This is a genomic window from Pseudomonas sp. YJ42 (assembly GCF_047225135.1).
Taxonomy (GTDB): Bacteria; Pseudomonadota; Gammaproteobacteria; order Pseudomonadales; family Pseudomonadaceae; genus Stutzerimonas; species Stutzerimonas stutzeri_E.
This window is the reverse complement of the sequence record NZ_CP178378.1, coordinates 1,962,547-1,974,886: the sequence shown is the minus strand read 5'-3', so window position 1 is coordinate 1,974,886 and position 12,340 is coordinate 1,962,547. Positions and strand designations below refer to the sequence as shown.

Genomic DNA, 12,340 nt, shown 5'->3' with positions numbered 1-12,340 from the left:
CGATTGGCAATAGGCCATAGCCGCGTGCTCCGTCGAGCCTCGGCCATGGTCAAAACTTGCAATCGCTGCTTCCGCCTGCGCCAAGGCCGCCATCAACAGGCTCCAAGGAATAACGTCCATGCTTACCATCGCCCTTTCCAAAGGCCGCATTCTCGACGACACCCTGCCTTTGCTGGCCGCGGCGGGTATCGTTCCCACCGAGAATCCGGAGAAAAGCCGCAAGCTGATCATCCCGACCACGCAAGATGACGTGCGTCTGCTGATCGTGCGTGCCACCGACGTGCCGACCTATGTCGAGCACGGCGCGGCGGATCTCGGCGTAGCGGGCAAGGACGTATTGCTGGAATACGGTGGGCAGGGCCTGTATGAGCCGCTCGACTTGAAGATCGCCAACTGCAAGCTGATGACGGCCGGTAAGGTGGGTGCAGCGGAGCCAAAGGGGCGGCTGCGGGTGGCGACCAAGTTCGTCAATGTCGCCAAACGCTACTATGCCGAGCAGGGTCGCCAGGTCGACATCATCAAGCTCTACGGCTCGATGGAGCTCGCACCGCTGGTAGGGCTGGCGGATAAGATCATCGACGTCGTCGATACCGGCAATACGTTGCGAGCCAACGGGCTGGAACCGCAGGAACTGATCGCCATGATCAGTTCGCGCCTGGTGGTCAACAAGGCATCGATGAAAATGCAGCACACGCGGATCCAGGCATTGATCGATGCGTTGCAGCACGCGATAACGTATCAACGCTGATTCCTCTGCGGCGGCTGATAGCCGGCTCGCCTATCCGTGTCATAGCCTAAATTCTCAGGTGCCCGCACGGCTGGCTTGTTAATCTAGAGGCGCCTGAAAACCCGCTTGTAAGCATTCTCATGAGGCCTGTTATGACCGCTCCCATCGACATCCGCCGACTCAACGCTGCCGATCCTGATTTCTCGCGACACCTGGATCACCTGCTGAGCTGGGAAAGCGTGTCCGATGACGGCGTCAATCAGCGTGTGTTGGAAATCATTCAGGCAGTACGTGAGCGCGGCGATGCTGCCCTGGTTGAGTTGACCCAGCGTTTCGACGGCCTCGAGGTGGCCTCGATGGCCGACCTGATCCTGCCGCGCGAACGCCTTGAACTGGCGCTCGAGCGTATCAGTCCAGCCCAGCGCCAGGCCCTGGAGGCCGCGGCGGAGCGGGTCCGCCGTTATCACGAAAAGCAGAAACAGGACTCCTGGACCTACACCGAAGCCGATGGCACCGTGCTCGGCCAGAAGGTCACGCCGCTCGATCGCGCGGGGCTCTACGTGCCCGGCGGCAAGGCGTCATATCCCTCGTCCGTGCTGATGAACGCCATTCCGGCGAAGGTCGCCGGTGTGCCGGAAGTGGTCATGGTCGTGCCCACACCGCGTGGCGAACTCAACGAGTTGGTGCTGGCGGCCGCCTGCATCGCCGGCGTCGATCGGGTCTTCACCATCGGCGGAGCCCAGGCCGTGGCTGCGCTGGCCTATGGCACCGAGAGCGTGCCGCCTGTGGACAAGATCGTCGGCCCGGGCAACATTTATGTCGCCACTGCCAAGCGCCACGTGTTCGGCAAGGTCGGCATCGACATGATCGCCGGTCCCTCCGAAATCCTGGTGGTCTGCGACGGCCAGACCGAGCCTGACTGGATCGCCATGGACCTGTTTTCCCAGGCCGAGCACGACGAGGATGCCCAATCGATTCTGGTCAGCCCGGATGCGGCATTCCTTGATCGCGTCGCCGAGAGCATTGCGCGTCTGTTGCCGACCCTGGAACGTAACGAGATTGCCCGGGCGTCGCTACAGGGGCGAGGAGCACTGATCCAGGTTGCCGATATGCAACAAGCGATCGAAGTCGCCAACCGCATCGCGCCCGAGCACCTTGAACTCTCCGTCGCGAATCCCGAACAATGGCTGCCTGAGATCCGCCACGCCGGTGCGATCTTCATGGGGCGCTACACCGCCGAAGCCTTGGGCGACTACTGTGCCGGGCCGAATCACGTCTTGCCGACCTCGGGCACAGCGCGATTTTCCTCGCCGCTGGGGGTTTACGATTTCCAGAAGCGCTCGTCGATCATCAATTGCTCGGCTGCGGGCGCTTCTGAGCTGGGTAAGATCGCCTCGGTGCTGGCTCGCGGCGAGTCGCTGACTGCACACGCGCGCAGTGCCGAATACCGGATAAAGCAGTAAGACCGATAGCGGCGTTGAACTGCTAGGACTTGAGCGAAGGAGACGGCTCGGTGTAGCGAAACATCTTGGGTGGGTGTCGCTTTCACATTCACCGAGGCGTCACGCAACACCTTCGTCGTTCAACTCCTGCGATCCATTGATTGATAGCGAAGGAGATAAAGGGCAGTGAGTAAATTCTGGAGTTCCTTCGTCAAGGAACTGGTGCCCTACGTGCCGGGTGAGCAGCCGAAGCTGCCCAACCTGGTCAAGCTCAATACCAATGAGAACCCGTACGGCCCATCGCCAAAGGCGATCAAGGCGATGCAGGCCGAAGTCAGTGACAGTCTGCGGTTGTACCCTGACCCGAACGGCGATCGCCTCAAGCATGCGGTTGCCGATTATTACAATGTGCAACCAGGGCAGGTCTTTGTCGGCAACGGATCGGACGAAGTACTCGCCCATGCGTTCCACGGCCTCTTTCAGCACGGCAAGCCGCTGCTGTTTCCCGACGTGACATACAGCTTCTATCCGGTCTATTGCGGTTTGTATGGCATCGATTTCGAGGCCGTTGCGTTGGATGGGCAGTTCCAGATCGACGTCGACGATTATGTCCGGCCAAACGGCGGGATCATATTTCCGAATCCCAATGCGCCGACTGGCTGCCTGCTGGCACTCGATGCGATCGAGCGGCTGCTGCAGGCCAATCCGGATTCCGTCGTGCTGGTGGATGAGGCCTACATCGATTTCGGCGGTACCTCGGCCATTGCGTTGGTGGACCGCTACCCGAACCTGTTGGTCACCCAGACGCTGTCAAAGTCGCGCTCGCTGGCAGGCCTGCGGGTCGGCTTGGCTGTTGGGCATCCGGATCTGATCGAGGCATTGGAGCGCATCAAGAACAGCTTCAACTCTTATCCCCTGGACCGCATCGCCATCGCTGGCGCCGCGGCTGCGTTTGATGATCGCGAGTACTTCGAGCACAGCTGTCAGCGAGTGATCGCCAGCCGCGAGGCCGTGATCGCCGCGATGCAGGACTTAGGCTTCGAGGTGCTGCCGTCCGCGGCCAACTTCATCTTCGCCCGGCATCCGCAACGCGATGCTGCCCAGCTCGCTGCGGCGCTCCGCGAGCAGAGCGTGATCGTGCGGCATTTCAAGCAGCCGCGCATCGAGCAGTTCCTGCGGATCACCATTGGCGCACCGGAGCAGAATCAGGCCTTGCTCGAGGCGTTGAAAGGCATCGTCTGATCGTCCCGATCGCAAGCAACGTAAGATTGCTTGCGATCTATTGAGGACTCTTTTCTACCAACGGCCGCATCCCGACCTCGGCGGTCAGCGTCATTGGCTTGCCGTTGCGCAGGATATCGATGTCGATGTCGTCGCCAGGGCGCGCGCGGGCGACCTGGTTCATCGAACTGCGGCCGTCGACAGCTTGCTGTCCATCGATGCTGAGAATCAGGTCTCCTGGCAGCAGCCCGGCGCGTTCTGCTGGACCATCGCGATAAACCCCTGCTACGACGATTCCCGGCCGTCCGGCCTGGCCGAACGACTCCGCCAATTCAGGGGTAAGGGATTGCACCTCCACGCCGAGCCAACCGCGAATCACCTGGCCATGCTCGACAATGGATTTCATCACTTCCATCGCAAGCTTCACCGGAATCGCGAAACCGATGCCCTGCGAGCCGCCGGATTCGGAGATGATCGCCGTGTTGATGCCGATCAGGTGCCCCGCGGTGTCGACCAGCGCGCCACCTGAATTGCCCCGGTTGATGGCTGCGTCGGTCTGGATGAAGTCCTCGTAGGTATTAAGGCCCAGCTGGTTGCGCCCTGTGGCGCTGATGATGCCCATGGTCACGGTTTGACCTACCCCGAACGGATTGCCGATCGCCAGCGTCACGTCGCCAATGCGGATACCGTCGGAGCGGCCGATGGTAATCGCCGGAAGATCCGCCAGATCGATCTTCAGCACCGCAAGATCCGTCTCGGGGTCGCTGCCGATCACCCGCGCAAGCGTTTCCCGACCATCTCGCAAGGCCACGACGATCTGCTCGGCGTTGGCCGTGACGTGGTTGTTGGTCAGCAGATAGCCCTCTGGGCTCATGATCACCGCTGAGCCCAGGCTCGACTCCATGCGGCGCTGCCGCGGCAGGTTATCGCCGTAAAATCTCCGGAACAGTGGATCGTCCTTGAGCATCGGTGGCTGGCTGGAGCTGTCGATCACCTTAGTGGTGTAGAGATTGGCGACCGCCGGCGCTGCACTGCTGACCGCGTTGGCATAAGAGTAGGGGCCTTGCTGCGGTATGCCCACCAGCGGCGTTTGCTGCAGCTTATATTCCGGCTCGTCGCTAAGGCCCACCAGATGCGGGTAGCGCTGAATGATCAGCAGGGCCACTAGCAGGCCTACCAGCAACGGCCAGCCAAAAAAACGCAGGGCATTGATCATCGCGATTGAAAATCCGGACAGGTTGCGGAGGGCTATAGCGCCCCCTTAAGGTGGCGGCATTATACGAAGCTGGCGGCGAATTGCAGCCTTGCCGATAGTGAATCTGTGCGGATTGGCGAAGCGGTTAGCCATGTCGTTTTGCAGATGGGCACCTGTACGGTCTTTCGCCTTCGATAGCCAGCGTTGATTAATCAATTTTCTTTACGAGGACTTTCCGCATGGCCGTTGCGCTAATTACGCTGGTCGAAGAGGCTGATCGCTACCTGAGCGCCGCCAAGATCTCCGACTATTGCCCCAACGGCCTGCAAGTGGAAGGGCGGCCGCAGGTGCGCCGCATCGTCAGCGGCGTAACCGCCAGCCAGGCGTTGCTCGATGCGGCGGTTGAGGCGCAGGCCGACGTGGTGCTGGTGCACCACGGCTATTTCTGGAAGAACGAGGACCCACGCGTCGTGGGCATCAAGCAGCGCCGACTGAAGACGCTACTCAGCCACGACATCAGCCTACTTGCCTACCATCTGCCTCTCGATGTGCATCCAGAGGTCGGCAATAACGTGCAGTTGGCGAAGATGCTCGGGCTGACCGTGGAGGGGCCTCTGGAGCCTGACAACCCCCGCTCGGTTGGCCTTGTCGGCTCCCTCGATTCGCCGCTCGCCCCTGCCGACTTCATGCGTCGGGTAGAATCGGCGCTCGGGCGCGAACCGCTGATGATCGAAGGGGCAGAACCGATCAGGCGGATTGCCTGGTGTACAGGCGGTGCCCAGGGTTATATCGATCAAGCCGTGACGGCTGGTGTCGATGCCTATCTAACGGGAGAGGTTTCAGAGCCCACGGTGCACATCGCGCGGGAAAACGGACTGAGCTTTTTCGCCGCCGGCCACCACGCCACGGAGCGCTACGGGGTCCAGGCGCTTGGCGAGTATCTGGCGAAACGATTTGCCATCGAGCATCTATTCATCGATTGCCCAAACCCGGCCTGACCGGCGATGCCGATTGTCCTGGACCGCGTTCCATGAGGAATGGGGCGCGGATTCGCCGGCATAAACCTAGATCATTTAGATCTAACAGACGACCTGATTAGAAGTTTGTGCCGTGTTAAAGTTGCGCCCTCGTTCCGGCCGTGCCGGCCGTCCACCTGCAAATTCGTGAGTAGCCATGGTCGACAAACTGACGCATCTGAAACAGCTGGAGGCGGAAAGCATCCACATCATCCGTGAGGTGGCCGCCGAATTCGACAACCCGGTGATGCTCTATTCCATCGGCAAGGATTCGGCCGTGATGCTGCATCTGGCACGCAAGGCGTTTTTCCCTGGCCGGTTGCCGTTCCCGGTGATGCATGTCGACACTCGCTGGAAATTTCAAGAAATGTACCGCTTCCGCGAGAAGATGGTCACCGAGATGGATCTGGATCTGATCACGCACATCAACCCAGACGGTGTCGCGCAGAATATAAATCCGTTCACTCATGGCAGCGCCAAGCACACCGACATCATGAAAACCGAGGGCCTGAAACAGGCGCTCGACAAACATGGCTTCGATGCAGCCTTCGGCGGCGCCCGGCGTGACGAAGAGAAATCCCGTGCCAAGGAGCGTGTGTACTCCTTCCGCGACAGCAAGCATCGTTGGGATCCGAAGAACCAGCGCCCCGAGTTGTGGAACGTCTACAACGGCAAGGTGAAGAAGGGCGAATCCATTCGGGTCTTCCCGCTGTCGAACTGGACCGAGCTGGACATCTGGCAGTACATCTACCTGGAACAGATTCCGATCGTGCCGCTGTACTTCGCTGCCGAACGCGAGGTCATCGAGAAAAACGGCACCCTGATCATGATCGACGACGAGCGGATCCTCGAACACCTCACCGACGAGGAAAAGGCGCGTATCGAAAAGCGCATGGTTCGCTTCCGTACCCTCGGTTGCTACCCGCTGACCGGCGCGGTGGAGTCCACGGCCTCGACATTGCCGGAGATCATCCAGGAAATGCTCCTGACGCGTACTTCCGAACGTCAGGGCCGCGTCATCGATCACGATGGCGCAGGTTCGATGGAAGAAAAGAAACGTCAGGGCTATTTCTAAACGCAGCTGAAAGCTTGAAGCCGGAAGCTTGAAGCGAGAGCAGCAAGGAGCGCTGCATGAATTTTGAGAATCTGGACGTGTGGAAGAGATCGGCAAGGCTGTCCGTCAATCTGTATCGACAGCTAACCGACTCTCGCGAGCGCGGGTTCAAAGACCAAGTTACGCGTTCGGGCTTATCCATCCCAAGCAACATCGCCGAAGGCATGAGCCGGGAAGGTATGAGAGAAAAGGTGCGCTTTCTGCTGATCGCCAAAGGCTCCTGTGCGGAGCTTCGAACGCAACTTTATATTGGTCGGGAGGCAGGCTTCGTATCCGAAGAGTTTGCGAAGCCGAGCATTCAGGAGACCCGAGAAATCGCCGCCATGCTGTCCAGCTTAATTCAAACCATTCGTAACGACTGATAGCAGAGCACGCTGCTGGTGTGAGGGGCTGTTACTTCCAGCTTCCAGCTTCCAGCTTCCAGCTCGGAGAATGCAATGAGCCACCAATCCGACTTGATTTCCGCCGACATCCTCGCGTACCTGGCCCAGCACGAACGCAAAGAGCTGCTGCGCTTCCTCACTTGCGGCAACGTCGACGACGGCAAGAGCACCCTGATCGGGCGGCTGCTGCACGACTCGAAGATGATCTATGAAGATCACCTCGAAGCGATTACCCGTGATTCGAAAAAATCCGGCACCACGGGCGATGACGTCGACCTGGCACTGCTGGTCGACGGCCTGCAAGCCGAGCGCGAGCAGGGCATCACCATCGATGTCGCCTACCGTTACTTCTCCACCGCCAAGCGCAAGTTCATCATCGCCGACACCCCCGGCCATGAGCAGTACACGCGCAACATGGCGACCGGCGCCTCTACCTGCGACCTGGCGATCATCCTGGTCGACGCCCGCTATGGCGTGCAGACCCAGACCAAGCGCCACAGCTTTATCACTTCACTGCTGGGCATCAAGCACATCGTCGTGGCCATCAACAAGATGGACCTGATGGACTTCGATCAGTCCGTTTTCGAGCGCATCAAGGCCGACTACCTGGCCTTTGCCGAACGCATCGAGCTGCAACCGACGTCCTTGCACTTCGTGCCGATGTCGGCGCTCAAGGGCGATAACGTGGTCAATCGCTCCGAGCGTGCGCCCTGGTACGAAGGCCAGTCGCTGATGGAAATTCTCGAGAGCGTTGAGATCGCCGGCGATCGCAACTTCGACGATCTGCGCTTCCCGGTGCAGTACGTCAACCGGCCCAACCTCAACTTCCGCGGCTTCGCCGGCACACTCGCCAGCGGTGTCGTGCGCAAGGGCGACGAGGTGGTGGTTCTGCCATCCGGCAAGCGCAGCAAGGTCAAATCCATCGTCACCTTCGATGGTGAGCTGGCACAGGCCACGCCGGGCGAGGCCATTACTCTGACCTTGGAAGACGAAATTGACGTGTCGCGTGGCGACATGCTGGTCCATGCTGACAATCAGCCCCGCATCGTCGATAGCTTCGACGCCATGTTGGTATGGATGGCCGATGAGCCGATGCTGCCGGGCAAGAAGTACGACATCAAACGTGCTACCAGCTACGTGCCGGGTTCGATTGCCAGCATTACCCATCGGGTTGACGTGAATACCTTGGAGCATGGCGCGGCCAGCAGTTTGCAGCTCAACGAGATTGGCCGGGTCAAGGTCAGCCTGGACGCCCCGATTGCCTTGGATGGTTATGCGCAGAACCGCACCACCGGCTCGTTCATCGTCATCGATCGCCTCACCAACGGCACCGTGGGTGCGGGCATGATCATTGCCGATCCGGTTGTTCAAGGCTCATCAGGACACCACGGTGCACTGGCGCATGTCTCCACTGAAGAGCGTGCGAGTCGCTTTGGTCAGCAGCCTGCGACCGTGCTGTTCACCGGCCTTTCAGGCGCGGGTAAGAGCACACTGGCCTACGCGGTGGAGCGCAAGCTGTTCGATATGGGCCGAGCGGTCTATGTTCTTGACGGCCAGAACCTGCGCCATGACCTGAACAAAGGTCTGCCGCAGGATCGTGCGGGCCGTACCGAAAACTGGCGTCGGGCCGCGCATGTAGCGCGCCAGTTCAACGAGGCGGGCCTGATTACATTGGCAGCTTTTGTCGCACCGGATGCAGAAGGGCGCGAGCAGGCCAAGGGGCTGATCGGAGCCGATCGAACCATTACCGTCTACATGCAAGCCTCCCCGCAAGCCTGCCAGCAGCGCGATCCGCAGGGACTGTACGCGGCCGGTGGGGATAACATTCCGGGTGAATCCTTCCCGTACGACGTGCCGGGCAATGCGGACCTGGTGATCGATACCGAGTCGTTGACGGTGGAAGAGGGTGCCAAGCAGGTCATCGATCTGCTGCGTAAGCGCGGCGCGATCTAAGACGTCGCGGTAACAAAAACGCCCTGCGGATGCAGGGCGTTTTGTTTATAACGGTTGCTTTGCTTGTGTAGGAGGCGCGCCCTCGCGGCGAATGCAGGCAATCAACCTTGCCGATATCGCTAGCTATCAGTCGCGACCCACGTACGTAAAATCTCCACCACTTGCTCCGTGGTAGTAGCCCAAGCCATGGCGGCTGCGTCGACTTCCTTCAGTGGATGCACGATGTCGTCGCCATGGAGCGCCACATAAGGCTTGCCCGGAGCTGCGCAGTAACCGGCGTCGAATGCGGCGTTCCATTGCTTGTACTTGTCGCCGAAGCGCACCACCAACAGATCGGCTTGGTGGATCAGCGTCTTGATCGCATTGACCTTGGACGACTTATGGTCGCGCCAGAAGCCATTGGGCTCGGCACCGAGGCTGTCCCCGGCCGCATCGCTTGCCTCATGATCGGTTACGGAGGGCTATCGCGCCACCCGCTCGGTCAGTGCCACGCGGACCGACACGCCCATCCATTAAATTCCGCAGTCGATTAGTGTTTTGCCTGCACAGATGGTGCAAGATATCGGCGCGACGTGGCTCGAGGATGCGCTGGACTATGCGGGTGGTGTCGAGCGGGGCAACAACTTCGGCGGCCAGGGGCTGACCGAGTTTCTAGTGCGAGGCTTCAACTCCCAAGAGTTCTACCGCAATGGCTTTGCCATCAACCGCGGCTATCCCAACATGCCGGCGGACGTGAAGACCACGTCTAGCTCGCCGGCAGCAGCGCCACGCTTGATCTCGTCACGCCAGTCGGTGTGGATTTCGCCGAATAGGTAAACGTAAAACTCAGAGTTCCTCCGCTTATTCATGTCCAATACTTTCGCTGCCTGGAGGTTAACAAGTCAGGCGCAAGCATTTCTGACTTTCTTGGTTCGAAATATGGCATTCCGATAGGTCCTCCGCACTGAACGGTCTTGATATCCGCTCCGATCAAATTGCGGTGCTCCTTTGGTGGTTTGTTTACTACCCGTGCGCTGGCTCATCGGCCGCTTTTAAAGAACGTAAAGCCAAGAATGGGCGGAATATCTGTCATGTAGCGAGCGTGCCCAAATAAGCATTACGCAAGGCTTAGGGTGGGGGCAACCCGCCGCCTAATTCCATGGTTGAGCGTTGACAATAGCGATAACTTCGCCACTATTTTTAACCAATACCACCATGTCTTGTTGGTTGGTCTTTAAGGGCAGCCAGGCGCTTGCCTTAGGGTAGTTTTCGATAATGACCTCGACAGCCTCTGGGGAATTGTATTTCTCAAGTAACGTCAAAGGTTTTCCTGCTTTCTGCACAGCGGGTTTGACAATGCTCAGCGAATGGTAAAGATTGGGGCGCTGTGAAATATCGACACCTGCCAAAACAGACTCAAATAGCAAATCGCTTCTTTCCTCGGCCCTTTCGGGTTCCAGCACCGAGACCCACTTCGGTCCCACCCAAGAAGGGTTTCGGTATTCCATTTTTGCCTTATCCAATTTGCGCTCGTCAATTTCATTGGCGCGCACGAGATGGAAGCGATCGTCAGCGAAAACCAGCCATGCAGGTCGACCATCGGCCACAGCATGTAGCCCGTACAACAGCGCGCCAAATTGCAGCACACAAATTATCGAGAGATCCATGACCAAGGTTTTCTTGCCCTGTTTGTACACCAGAAGAGTTAGGCAAGGGCCAAGAACCATATCAATGCCTATCAGCATAACAAATATCTTGGTCACGCCCATCGCAGTGTGTAGCGGGCTGGGGTACCAGATAAAGAACACCAGGCAAAGAACCGCCAGTGCTAAGCAGGCAGAGAGCAGCAAGTGAATAGAAAAAGCCTTGAAACGTGGATTAGACATACAGAGCCTCACATCGGAATCCAGCCCTGGTCCCAGAACCTAGGCGGGCTGCCTATATTGTGTTCTTCATAAAACTTTATGGATGTTTCATGCAACAGCGGAGCATCCACAATTAAGATGCGCACAATGACGGCTATGGACAGCAGCAAAAGTATGGAGAAAATTCCACGTCGTATCGAGCAGGCTATGGCGGTAGTACTTGCAGGGCTTCCCCAGCGTGCCAGGGCCAGCCCGACAAGAATCGCCAGCCAGCCTTCTGAATAGGGCATGGCAAATACACCATCAACCTGAGCAAGCGTTAATGAAGCCAGCAGAGCCATCCATAACGCGGCATCAAGTAAATTTGTGTTGTTACGAATCCTATTCATCCCTCGCAACATGCCGGCCATTATGCTGAACATGAATAGTAACGTTGCAGGAATGCCCCATTCAGCAAGAAACTGCAAGGTCGCCTGATGTGGATGTGCGCCGATGTGGTTCCACACAGCCGAGTAGTGCAACGGCCCGACACCTAACAACGGGTGGGTCTGTATCATTTCCCATGCGCCCTGCCATAGAACATCTCGCTTAGAAAGACCAAACCTCAACCCGGAAGGCACGTCTCTGGCCAGCCCCGCCCACTCGGGAATGCAGAAAAAAAGCACAAAATAAAGTGCTGCACCGGCCACGGTGAATACCAGAACCTGCAGCAGCAAGGCCTTGTAGCGAGCTCCGGTAGCCAGTAACGTGATCGCACACGCAGTGCAGAGACCGAGTACCACGCCCCGCCCAGCCAGGGCCCAGACAATACACCACTGCAATAAAAGAGCTAGATAGATGATGTTCTGGTTGAACAGCTTCTTGTGCCAGCCCTGCTGGAATGACAGACCGTGCAGAATAGGAATAAGCATTATTTGGAACTGGCCGTAGAAGCGCGGATTATCAAAGCCTGGATACATCAAATAGGGGTTAACGTCGCGTGTTCCGGTAAAAAAAGAGGCCAGGTAAAAAGCAAAAAATTGAACTGCCAACAGTACTGACGTGGTTAGCAGGAGGAATAGCACCACTTGCTGAGCGGCCATTTGGCGAAGAACATGGCCGAGATAAATCATCAATGCCAGGCTGGCTGCATATTTTGCCCACTCCTTAAATGCCCATTGCGGGTATTGAGATAAGAGTGCGGAATTCAAACCCAAGATAAACGCTAACAAAACGATATTGCTGGGTGCAGGAAAGACGCCAGGGTAGCGTATGTAACCCAGCAGAAGTGCCGCTGAGGCGGCGGTCACGAGCAGTAGTTGAGTGATTCGTTGCTGCTCAAGCCAGCTGTAATCAAGCAGCCAATAACTGACGCTGGTGCTTGAAAAAACAAATAGAAAAAATGCCGTGATAAGCATTTCTTTATCTTTCAAGAAGAACATCTGGTGAAGCTCATTAGCAGAGGG

At 58.1% G+C, this 12,340-nt stretch carries 11 protein-coding genes and 2 pseudogenes; 8 read left to right on the top strand and 5 right to left on the bottom strand.

What is annotated here, in order from left to right; all coding sequences use genetic code 11:
• The first annotated feature begins 118 nt into the window (after nucleotides 1-118).
• The 3 genes from hisG to hisC all read left to right on the top strand — a co-directional run bounded on the left by hisG (nucleotide 119) and on the right by hisC (nucleotide 3,411).
• Complete coding sequence (hisG, locus tag ACL0K2_RS08870; protein WP_045163497.1) at nucleotides 119-748, top strand: ATP phosphoribosyltransferase; 630 nt, start codon at nucleotides 119-121, stop codon at nucleotides 746-748.
• A 131-nt stretch (nucleotides 749-879) separates the two neighbouring features.
• Nucleotides 880-2,190, top strand: a complete 1,311-nt coding sequence (gene hisD / locus ACL0K2_RS08865; RefSeq protein WP_045163496.1) for a histidinol dehydrogenase — start codon at nucleotides 880-882, stop codon at nucleotides 2,188-2,190.
• Nucleotides 2,191-2,355: 165 nt separating this feature from the next.
• Nucleotides 2,356-3,411, top strand: coding sequence for a histidinol-phosphate transaminase (gene hisC, locus ACL0K2_RS08860; protein ID WP_413044250.1), 1,056 nt, complete (start codon nucleotides 2,356-2,358; stop codon nucleotides 3,409-3,411).
• A gap of 37 nt (nucleotides 3,412-3,448) precedes the next feature.
• On the opposite strand, the gene algW is transcribed toward hisC, so the two are convergent.
• The gene (gene algW / locus ACL0K2_RS08855; RefSeq protein WP_413044249.1) at nucleotides 3,449-4,606 is read right to left on the bottom strand and encodes a Do family serine endopeptidase AlgW; all 1,158 of its coding nucleotides are present in this window, start codon (nucleotides 4,604-4,606) and stop codon (nucleotides 3,449-3,451) included.
• A gap of 218 nt (nucleotides 4,607-4,824) precedes the next feature.
• Here algW and ACL0K2_RS08850 point away from each other — a divergent pair, with 218 nt between their 5' ends.
• The 4 genes from ACL0K2_RS08850 (at nucleotide 4,825) to cysN (ending at nucleotide 9,051) form a co-directional block, all read left to right on the top strand.
• Nucleotides 4,825-5,583: a Nif3-like dinuclear metal center hexameric protein gene (locus ACL0K2_RS08850; protein WP_239610519.1), complete on the top strand. Its 759-nt coding sequence runs from the start codon at nucleotides 4,825-4,827 to the stop codon at nucleotides 5,581-5,583.
• Nucleotides 5,584-5,758: 175 nt separating this feature from the next.
• On the top strand, nucleotides 5,759-6,676 hold the full coding sequence (gene cysD, locus ACL0K2_RS08845; protein WP_239610520.1) for a sulfate adenylyltransferase subunit CysD: 918 nt from the start codon (nucleotides 5,759-5,761) through the stop codon (nucleotides 6,674-6,676).
• Nucleotides 6,677-6,732: 56 nt separating this feature from the next.
• Nucleotides 6,733-7,077: a four helix bundle protein gene (locus ACL0K2_RS08840; RefSeq protein WP_413044248.1), complete on the top strand. Its 345-nt coding sequence runs from the start codon at nucleotides 6,733-6,735 to the stop codon at nucleotides 7,075-7,077.
• Between the two features lie 75 nt (nucleotides 7,078-7,152).
• A complete protein-coding gene (cysN, locus tag ACL0K2_RS08835; protein WP_239610521.1) occupies nucleotides 7,153-9,051 on the top strand; it encodes a sulfate adenylyltransferase subunit CysN in 1,899 nt (632 codons plus the stop codon).
• A 119-nt stretch (nucleotides 9,052-9,170) separates the two neighbouring features.
• On the opposite strand, the pseudogene ACL0K2_RS08830 reads toward cysN, so the two are convergent.
• A pseudogene (locus ACL0K2_RS08830) lies at nucleotides 9,171-9,506 on the bottom strand (YtoQ family protein); the annotation flags it as partial.
• A gap of 1 nt (nucleotide 9,507) precedes the next feature.
• Here ACL0K2_RS08830 and ACL0K2_RS08825 point away from each other — a divergent pair.
• Nucleotides 9,508-9,777: pseudogene (locus ACL0K2_RS08825) on the top strand (TonB-dependent receptor plug domain-containing protein); the annotation flags it as partial.
• Here the strand turns inward: ACL0K2_RS08825 and ACL0K2_RS08820 are convergent.
• The 3 genes from ACL0K2_RS08820 to ACL0K2_RS08810 all read right to left on the bottom strand — a co-directional run bounded on the left by ACL0K2_RS08820 (nucleotide 9,762) and on the right by ACL0K2_RS08810 (nucleotide 12,316).
• Nucleotides 9,762-9,899, bottom strand: coding sequence for a YtoQ family protein (locus ACL0K2_RS08820; protein ID WP_413044247.1), 138 nt, complete (start codon nucleotides 9,897-9,899; stop codon nucleotides 9,762-9,764). The pseudogene ACL0K2_RS08825 and the gene ACL0K2_RS08820 sit on opposite strands and share 16 nt — an antisense overlap.
• Nucleotides 9,900-10,181: 282 nt before the next feature.
• Nucleotides 10,182-10,916 carry a TfpX/TfpZ family type IV pilin accessory protein gene (tfpZ, locus tag ACL0K2_RS08815; RefSeq protein WP_413044246.1) on the bottom strand — a complete coding sequence of 245 codons (735 nt, stop codon included), beginning with the start codon at nucleotides 10,914-10,916 and terminating at the stop codon, nucleotides 10,182-10,184.
• An 8-nt stretch (nucleotides 10,917-10,924) separates the two neighbouring features.
• Nucleotides 10,925-12,316, bottom strand: a complete 1,392-nt coding sequence (locus ACL0K2_RS08810) for an O-antigen ligase family protein (protein WP_413044245.1) — start codon at nucleotides 12,314-12,316, stop codon at nucleotides 10,925-10,927.
• Between the last annotated feature and the right edge of the window lie 24 nt (nucleotides 12,317-12,340).

What these genes read in the sequence shown, in the direction of transcription:
- hisG (WP_045163497.1), top strand. Translation starts at nt 119, where the DNA reads ATGCTTACCATCGCCCTTTCCAAAGGCCGCATTCTCGACGACACCCTG.
- hisD (WP_045163496.1), top strand. Translation starts at nt 880, where the DNA reads ATGACCGCTCCCATCGACATCCGCCGACTCAACGCTGCCGATCCTGAT.
- algW (WP_413044249.1), bottom strand. Translation starts at nt 4,606, where the DNA reads ATGATCAATGCCCTGCGTTTTTTTGGCTGGCCGTTGCTGGTAGGCCTG.
- ACL0K2_RS08850 (WP_239610519.1), top strand. Translation starts at nt 4,825, where the DNA reads ATGGCCGTTGCGCTAATTACGCTGGTCGAAGAGGCTGATCGCTACCTG.
- cysD (WP_239610520.1), top strand. Translation starts at nt 5,759, where the DNA reads ATGGTCGACAAACTGACGCATCTGAAACAGCTGGAGGCGGAAAGCATC.
- ACL0K2_RS08840 (WP_413044248.1), top strand. Translation starts at nt 6,733, where the DNA reads ATGAATTTTGAGAATCTGGACGTGTGGAAGAGATCGGCAAGGCTGTCC.
- cysN (WP_239610521.1), top strand. Translation starts at nt 7,153, where the DNA reads ATGAGCCACCAATCCGACTTGATTTCCGCCGACATCCTCGCGTACCTG.
- ACL0K2_RS08820 (WP_413044247.1), bottom strand. Translation starts at nt 9,899, where the DNA reads ATGAATAAGCGGAGGAACTCTGAGTTTTACGTTTACCTATTCGGCGAA.
- tfpZ (WP_413044246.1), bottom strand. Translation starts at nt 10,916, where the DNA reads ATGTCTAATCCACGTTTCAAGGCTTTTTCTATTCACTTGCTGCTCTCT.
- ACL0K2_RS08810 (WP_413044245.1), bottom strand. Translation starts at nt 12,316, where the DNA reads ATGTTCTTCTTGAAAGATAAAGAAATGCTTATCACGGCATTTTTTCTA.